The sequence below is a fragment of the Nonomuraea sp. NPDC005983 genome, from assembly GCF_040614375.1.
Lineage (GTDB): Bacteria > Actinomycetota > Actinomycetes > Streptosporangiales > Streptosporangiaceae > Nonomuraea.
Genome location: NZ_JBEXUP010000297.1, coordinates 1 through 1,497 on the forward strand (window position 1 = coordinate 1; position 1,497 = coordinate 1,497).

Consider the following 1,497-nt stretch of genomic DNA (forward strand, 5'->3'; position numbering starts at 1 on the left):
ACCCCGGCGATGCGCGAACGGACCCCGGTGCGGGAGCTCGTGGACCACGCCGCCCTCGCCGAACGGGCGGGCTTCGACTACGCGATCATCTCCGATCGAAGGGATCAGGCGCGGGTATGAGCCGCCGCGCGTCTGGCCGGAGAGCGTCACCGAGGCGGAGCTGGCCGGTGTGCCGCCGCTGCCCAAGTCGCAGGCCGAGGCGCTCGACGCGCTCGAGGCCGACGACGTGGTGCGCGGCTTCTTCCCCGCCGACCTGATCACCACGTACCTGTCGGTCAAGCGCGCCGAACTGGCCGCGCTCGACGGGCTCGACGACGCCGAGTGCTGCCGGAGGATCGCCGATGTCTACTGACCTCGCCGCGCTCATCGACAGCCTGCCCCTGGTGGACCACCATGTGCACGGCGCGTCCGCGCACGACCTGTCACGCACCGCGTTCGAAGAGCTGATCACCGAGTCCGACCGGCCGGTGCCCGGCTGGATGACCCAGTTCGACTCCCAGGTCGGCTACGCGATCCTGCGCCACTGCGCGCCCGTGCTCGGCCTCGACCCGCACGCCTCGCCCGAGGAGTACCTGGCCAGGCGGGCGGTGCTGGGCGCCGACGAGGTCAACGCCAGGCTTCTGGAGGCCAGCGGCATCGGCCACTTCCTCATCGAGACCGGCTACCGGGGCGAGGAGATCCTCAGCCCGTCCGGCATGGCGGAGGTGGCCGGCGTCCCGGCCGACGAGGTCGTCCGGCTGGAGGCGGTCGCCGAGCAGGTCGCCGCCGAGGGGGTCGAGGCCGACGCGTTCGCCGGCCGGTTCGCCGAGGCCCTCTGGAACCGCACCCGGACGGCCCGCGGCCTCAAGAGCATCGTCGCCTACCGCCACGGCCTCGACTTCGACCCCGCGCCGCCCGCGCCCGAGGAGGTCACCGAGGCCGCCGGGCGCTGGCTCGCGTCCGGCGGGCGCGTCGAGGACCCGGTGCTGCTGCGCCACCTCATCTGGACGGGCCTCGAACGCGGCCTGCCGCTGCAGTTCCACATCGGCTACGGCGACCCGGACGTGGACCTGCACCGCTCCGACCCGCTGCTGCTGCGCGGGCTGATCGAGCTGGCCGAGCCGACCGGGGTGCCGCTGCTGCTGCTGCACTGCTACCCGTACCAGCGGCACGCCGGCTTCCTCGCGCAGGTGTACCCGAACGTCTACTTCGACGTGGGGCTGGGCGTCAACTACACCGGCGCGCGCAGCGTCGCCGTGGTCGCGGAGAGCCTGGAGCTGGCGCCGTTCGCCAAGCTCCTCTTCTCCTCCGACGCGTGGGGCCCCGCCGAGCTGCACCACCTCGGGGCGGTGCTGTGGCGGCGGGCGATGTCCCGGGTCCTCGGCGGCTTCGTCGATGACGGGGAGTGGTCGGCCGAGCAGGCGGCGCGGGTCGCCGTCATGGTGGGCGCCGAGAACGCCCGGCGCGTGTACGGGCTGGGAGCGGGCGCGTGACGGAGAACGAGTCCGCCGCGGCCCA

Annotated in this window: 2 protein-coding genes; both read left to right on the forward strand. The window is 73.7% G+C overall.

What is annotated here, in order from left to right; translation table 11 throughout:
- Window positions 1-103: 103 nt before the first annotated feature.
- Entirely contained in the window at window positions 104-352 is a 249-nt protein-coding gene (locus tag ABZ297_RS46810) for a hypothetical protein (RefSeq protein ID WP_355361096.1), read from the forward strand.
- Window positions 342-1,472, forward strand: a complete 1,131-nt coding sequence (locus ABZ297_RS46815; RefSeq protein WP_355361093.1) for an amidohydrolase family protein — start codon at window positions 342-344, stop codon at window positions 1,470-1,472. The genes ABZ297_RS46810 and ABZ297_RS46815 overlap by 11 nt, the downstream gene beginning before the upstream one ends.
- Window positions 1,473-1,497: the final 25 nt, after the last annotated feature.

Excerpts from the sequence above, each read along its gene's own strand:
- ABZ297_RS46815 (WP_355361093.1), top strand. The coding sequence starts at position 342 with ATGTCTACTGACCTCGCCGCGCTCATCGACAGCCTGCCCCTGGTGGAC.